Origin of the sequence: Aeromonas cavernicola, assembly GCF_002795305.1 — a bacterium.
In the GTDB taxonomy this organism is placed as follows: Bacteria; Pseudomonadota; Gammaproteobacteria; order Enterobacterales; family Aeromonadaceae; genus Aeromonas; species Aeromonas cavernicola.
In genome coordinates this window covers 69,142-75,141 of sequence record NZ_PGGC01000060.1, presented here as the reverse complement: position 1 = coordinate 75,141, position 6,000 = coordinate 69,142, and the positions used below count along the sequence as shown (strand labels likewise).

Annotated in this window: 5 protein-coding genes; 4 read left to right on the top strand and 1 reads right to left on the bottom strand. The window is 47.0% G+C overall.

What is annotated here, in order from left to right:
* Positions 1-404, top strand: a 404-nt coding sequence (fliD, locus tag CUC53_RS07005) for a flagellar filament capping protein FliD (RefSeq protein ID WP_157798213.1), incomplete at its 5' end; no start/stop codon positions are given.
* Between the two features lie 618 nt (positions 405-1,022).
* Positions 1,023-2,660 carry a methyl-accepting chemotaxis protein gene (locus CUC53_RS07000; RefSeq protein ID WP_100293487.1) on the top strand — a complete coding sequence of 546 codons (1,638 nt, stop codon included), beginning with the start codon at positions 1,023-1,025 and terminating at the stop codon, positions 2,658-2,660.
* A gap of 521 nt (positions 2,661-3,181) precedes the next feature.
* Here CUC53_RS07000 and hcp1 read toward each other — a convergent pair.
* On the bottom strand, positions 3,182-3,700 hold the full coding sequence (hcp1, locus tag CUC53_RS06995) for a type VI secretion system effector Hcp1 (RefSeq protein ID WP_010634822.1): 519 nt from the start codon (positions 3,698-3,700) through the stop codon (positions 3,182-3,184).
* 549 nt (positions 3,701-4,249) lie between these two features.
* On the opposite strand from hcp1, the gene CUC53_RS06990 reads away from it, so the two are divergent.
* Both CUC53_RS06990 and CUC53_RS06985 read left to right on the top strand, forming a co-directional pair.
* Entirely contained in the window at positions 4,250-4,627 is a 378-nt protein-coding gene (locus CUC53_RS06990) for a VOC family protein (protein WP_100293486.1), read from the top strand.
* 150 nt (positions 4,628-4,777) lie between these two features.
* A complete protein-coding gene (locus CUC53_RS06985; RefSeq protein WP_100293485.1) occupies positions 4,778-5,626 on the top strand; it encodes a transporter substrate-binding domain-containing protein in 849 nt (282 codons plus the stop codon).
* The last annotated feature ends 374 nt before the right edge of the window (positions 5,627-6,000 follow it).

Below are 6,000 nucleotides of genomic sequence, written 5' to 3'. Positions count from 1 at the left end.
GTCCAAGTAAGTCAAGTTCTACTTACTCGACAGTATTTGAAATTGGAATTAAGATGGACAATAAAGGTAGATTGTCTATTGATGAAGAAAAATTTGATGAAGCTCTTGATAAAAACTTCGATCAGGTCTCTGCGTTGTTTGGAGGAGAAAATGGCGTTGCTAGTACCCTTAACCAAGGGTTGAAAGAGTATACCAAATCTGGTGGTTTGTTAGCCCAAAGAACGGATGAGCTTAATTCAGATTTACGTGCTTTAAATCAAAAACAAGCAACAGCAAATGATCAGTTGGTAAAATACGAAGCATCATTGCGAGCTCAATATGGGAACCTCGATGCGTTGTTAGTAAAAATGAACAACTCAGCATCAGCCTTACAAGCGTTGCAAGTAAATTATAAAAATGGATAGCCCAGATATAATAACAGCCATCAATCAGGGCGATCTCATGCATATTGTTAGCTTGAGTTGAGTCAACGCAGAAGATACTGGACACCCAGCTTTCTGAGCCAGCCGTCCCTCGGCTGGCTATCGCTACCATAAAATAAAGCTCATGAAATAAAGCTAACAAAGAGAATGAGCAACGTGGGGCAGGCATAGCAATCCATTAGATCAGAAAAGATGTCCAAAACTGGGAAGACGGGAATTACCAAATTACGCCAGTGATCAGTGGCATCGCAGTTAACTGCTGTGCTACGTAAACCGTTGCCAATACACCCTGTCACCAGCCTAACCCCTGGCCACCTAAACAAAACCAGCAGTGTCAACCAACAGCCCAAACTAGGCTGGAGTGAACACCGAGCGAGCCGCTATATGGCCCCGCGTACCGTTTACGGTCAAATTAATCGCTCACCATGGTTGGTTTTTTACTAAAAACGAAATAAGACCAGTGGCATTAACCATATCTAATTAAATAAAAGTGGATCAGGTTAATATTTAGCTCTATTTACATTTCACGTAATTAATTATATCGCCGATAGCAAAGACTGGAATAGGTCTTTCGGGTCAATAATAATTTAAAGAGGTTATATGCTGACAAATATGACAATTGGGCAAAAGCTGGTCATGGCATTCTCTGCCCTTGCCCTGATTATGCTGGGATACTCTTGGTTTACCAACGCCCAGCTCGCCGCCATCAATCGAGATACCACAGAAATTACCGGTAACATTATCCCTTCTATCCGCGCTGCTACTCAGATGCAGACCACCCTACTCAATGCTCGTGCCACCGAAACACAAATGGTGGTCGATGTCCTGAATCGGGATATGGATGAGTTTCAGACCCATAAGCAGCGTTTCGAAAACATCAGGGGAGAGTTTGAAAAAGCAGAAAAGAATTACGCCTCATTACCTGTGGTATCAGAAAATGATAAACAGATGTTCACCAGCCTTCAAGAAGCTGCCGCCAGCTACCTCGCTAATCACAATCTAATCGCGGCAGACCTCCTGCAAGGGGATACTCAGCAAGCCATACAGCGACTGGCGCATCAAACTCAGCTGGCTGAACAAGCTGGGCTGGCTGCATTAAAGATGCGTGAAGAGAATGATCGCGCAGCCAGCGAACTGACGCTGCATAACGAGCAAACATTTCAACAGGCGAATACGCTGAGTATTGTCCTAAGCTCTATCACATTACTGTTTGTCATCGTGGTGGCGGTGCTGCTGATCCGCCAAATTCGTAATCCGGTGATGATCTTGTTGGAGCAGACTCGTCAAGTGTCACGAGGAAATCTGACCACCAATCTTGATATGAGCCACTTTTCCCGCGATGAGATCGGCAAGTTAGCGGAGGGGTTCAACGAGATGCAGGAAAGCCTGCGGATGCTGGTCAATGAGGTATCGGGATCGGTGGTGCAATTGGGATCTGCGGCCGAGCAGATGAGCACTGTCGCCTCGCAATCAGCCAATAACATGGGAGCCCAGCAGCATGAGCTGCATCAGCTGGCAACCGCCATGAATCAGATGCAAGCAACTGTCCAAGAGGTTGCCCGTAATACCAACGATGCGGCGCGGGCTGCGACTGATGCGAGTGAAACAGCATCTCAAGGCAGCAGCACCGTCAACGAGGCAACGGTGAGGATCGAGAAAGTCTCAGGGGCGATCGAGGAGACCGCGGTAGTGATCCGCCAGCTGGGCGATGATAGCCGCAATATCGGCATGGTACTGGAAGTGATTCAGGGTATTGCCGAGCAAACTAACCTGCTGGCCCTGAATGCGGCGATTGAAGCCGCACGAGCTGGTGAGCAGGGGCGTGGATTCGCGGTCGTGGCAGACGAAGTGAGAACCTTAGCCAAACGCACCCAAGATTCGACCTCCCAAATCAATGGCATCATCTCTGAACTCCAGCAACGGGCAAACGAAGCGGGAGTCACCATGCAGCAGAGTCAAGAGTTGATGACCGAAACCGTGCATACCGCCCGAGAAGCGGGAACCTCTATCGCCGCAATCAGCAATTCGGTCAACAATATTTCACATATGAATATCCAAATTGCGACCGCAACCGAGCAGCAGGGATCGGTAAGCCAAGAGCTCAACCGCAACGTGATCAACATCAGCACCGCCTCAGAAGAGGTCGCTACCGGTGCCCAGCAGATGGCACAGGCGTGTAATGAACTCAACTTGCTAGCGAACCAACTACAAGGGGTTGTCAGTAAGTTTCGGGTATAACTGCCGCTAAGTGCCTGATAGTGATATTCCTCCCCAGGCAGCGCGCTGATCCCCGCTGCCCACTCTCCTCCCCGATTCGTACGACCCACTCTACTATCCGCCCGTACTATCCACTCACCCCGTGTTGGTCCATCACAAAGCCACACTGAACCGCTGTGGAGAATAACGTGCCATCGTATCAAGCCAATACTGAGCTAAGCAACGCCATAAGCGGTGTGGATGAGGATCATATCGACTCACCCGCTGAGGGACAAGGAGCATAAGGGGGGTTGCGGTAATAGCGCTGATGGCGTTTATGCGCTAACGGCAGCATGGCTCGGTATACCCTGACTCACCTGACAGTGATTGTCAGGCTAACGATAGCGTGGGAATAATCTGGGAAGGTAAGGGGGGATATAAAAAGTCCCATCTGCCGAGCAGCAGATGGGATAAAAGTCTACTTCACCCACCCGCCATCAGACGGATGGGTAACGTGACAGCACTTCTTGGTATTCAAAACAAAAAAGGAGATCAATCGATGCTTACGCTTCGATTGGAGCACGCCAGTCGTCAGCACCAGAGGTACCGGCTACAGTGTGCTCCCAGTCAATCTTGCGATATGCCAGGGAAACCTGGATCAGCTGGGTGAAATCAGACTTCGCTGGATCTTGGCAGTGTGGCATCTGGCAATCGATATCAACGATGGTGGCATCGGTCAGCACGGTAGAGAAGAAGTGCTCTTGCTTACCTTCAACAGAGGTGCGGTACCACTTCAGGGTCACTTTCGGCAGCATCTCGCCAGAGGCCAGAGAGTTGTACATCAGCGGTACGGCTTTGTTCAAAGCAACGGTGAACTTAAACGGCTTGTGAACACGCTGACCAGCAGGCTGACCAGATTGTGGGTCAGTCGGCACGGTAACAACGTGCTGGAACTCTTGTACCAGCATCTCGTCTTCGTGACCTTGTACAAAGATGTTGCCGACGGAGTCAGAGGTGAAAGCACCTGCGGTGATGTTGCCCTGAGTTTTACCTTCAATGCTGATATAACATGGAGTTGGCATGAATATGCTCCTAACTAATTGATAATGAATGAACAATACTAAACGAGTTGATACTCTTCACCCAAATAGCAGTTATCATGCCAACTTTATTTTTATTTAAAATCAGCAAGTTAAGAAAATCACCCCCATATCCCCCTTCATTTTCAGCAATATCTTGCGCAAACAGAGAATATTATCGGCATATCTTGCCTGAACAGTTAAAAATCCTTAAACCCAAGCAATATGTTGCTTAATCTTATTGTTTATCCTGATACGACCACCATGAAACAAGAACGCTAACTCAATACCAGCACCGATGGAGGCCTCTCTCATCAGGTATCACCCACTCACTCGCTCCATCACTCAAGCCGCTATCTGCAACCTCATACCGTTCTGGCTCACGCTGAGATATAGGGGCAGATGAGATCGCGGTCACGCCTTGTATCGACGCGGGTGCATCCTCTCGAAATTGCCCGTTATTGCATGTACGCTCCGATGTCTGCGCGCCATCGGTAACAGATCAGACGGCGTCAACCACCCCTATCAAATAGGTTCAAAGGAGAGACAATTATGTTTAGCCATATCATGTTGGGTGCCAATGATATTGATATATCAAAAGTATTTTATGATGCGACGTTCGCCACGCTCGGTCATCCCGCTGGGGTGATAGATGCCAAGGGACGCTGCTTTTACAAGACCCCATCCGGTATTTTTGCCATCAGTAAACCCCTTGACGGCCAACCAGCCTGCAAAGGGAATGGCAGTACCATAGGTTTTACCGCTAACAGCACTCAGCAGGTAGATCAATGGCACGCGGCAGGATTGGCAAATGGTGGGAGCCCTTGCGAAGATCCTCCCGGTGTTCGGGAAGGGACTATCAGTAAAATGTATTTGGCTTATTTACTCGATCCCGCTGGTAATAAAATCTGTGCGCTCTGCCGCCTGTAATGGGCGGCTTAAAAGATGACATGATATTTGGCCTGCCGCAGGGGGAGTGATATCTTCCTCCTGCTGGTAAATGGCAAACAAACGACGTATCAGATGCCAAAAAAATTAGCTCACTGCGTCGTTTTTATTGATAACAAATTGCGGTGTCTTATGAAAACCATCAAAAGAACAAAAAACAGTCTTAATCACTATTTAAATAACAACAATATCCGTGCAGCAACCCTCGCCACATTAGCGCTACTGACTGTGCCTAATGTCAGCATTGCCGCAGATAACCTGCTCGATCAAATTATCGAGCGTAATGTATTACGGGTTGGCACCACCGGCGATTACAAGCCCTTTAGTTATCGTAAAAATAGCGAGGGGAAATTTGCCGGATTTGATATTGAGATGGCACAACGGTTAGCCGATAAGCTAGGCGTTAAGATCGAATTAGTGCCAACAACATGGCCAAATTTGATGAACGATTTACGTGAACAAAAATTTGATTTAGCCATGAGTGGTGTGTCCGTTACCCTGGAGCGCCAAAAAGTAGCCTTCTATTCAGCCCCCTATCTACGTGATGGTAAAACCCCTATCACCTTGTGCAAAAACAAAGACCGCTTTCAAACATTGGCGCAAATCGATCAGGCTGGGGTCACTGCCATTGTCAATCCAGGCGGTACCAATCAAAAGTTTGCCAATGAAAATTTAAAACGGGCCACCATTAAGGTCCATCCCGATAACGTCACGATCTTTGAGCAGATTATTGAAGGCAAAGCAGACTTAATGATGACCGATGCAGTAGAAACAAAACTGCAGGCAAAAATCCATCCCGAGCTCTGTGCCTTACATCCTGACAAGCCATTTGATTTTTCTGAAAAAGCCTATTTAATGCCGCGCGATATGGTATTTAAACAGTTTGTCGACCAGTGGTTACGACAGGAAATAGAAAGCGGTCAATTTAATAAAACCTTTGACAAGTGGCTCGATTTCCCTTGGCAAGCGGCTTATAAGTAAGTCGATATAAACGGATAACACCGCGTTAGGTGTTATCCGTTTGCTACCCCACCGTGCAGACCATCACCGCTTATTTTTGCTGAAATAGCGCAATATGATCCTTGCAACGTAATTTATTATGGCGAATTTATATTCGTTCATAGCCAACACCTATTACCAACTACCGCATTAATACCAGCCAAAATAAATGCACTCTTTTTATTTCCACCACATATTCACCATGATGATAACAATACAAATTAAATGGCGATTGCAATGAGCTCAATCAATACTTAATAAATAAGTAAATAAAATAACAGCCATTATCAATGAACAAGTTCGTGGATATGCCAGTCAAGGCTGACTGGCATATGACGCGATATTGTTATGATCAG

What these genes read in the sequence shown, in the direction of transcription:
- CUC53_RS07000 (WP_100293487.1), top strand. Translation starts at nt 1,023, where the DNA reads ATGCTGACAAATATGACAATTGGGCAAAAGCTGGTCATGGCATTCTCT.
- hcp1 (WP_010634822.1), bottom strand. Translation starts at nt 3,700, where the DNA reads ATGCCAACTCCATGTTATATCAGCATTGAAGGTAAAACTCAGGGCAAC.
- CUC53_RS06990 (WP_100293486.1), top strand. Translation starts at nt 4,250, where the DNA reads ATGTTTAGCCATATCATGTTGGGTGCCAATGATATTGATATATCAAAA.
- CUC53_RS06985 (WP_100293485.1), top strand. Translation starts at nt 4,778, where the DNA reads ATGAAAACCATCAAAAGAACAAAAAACAGTCTTAATCACTATTTAAAT.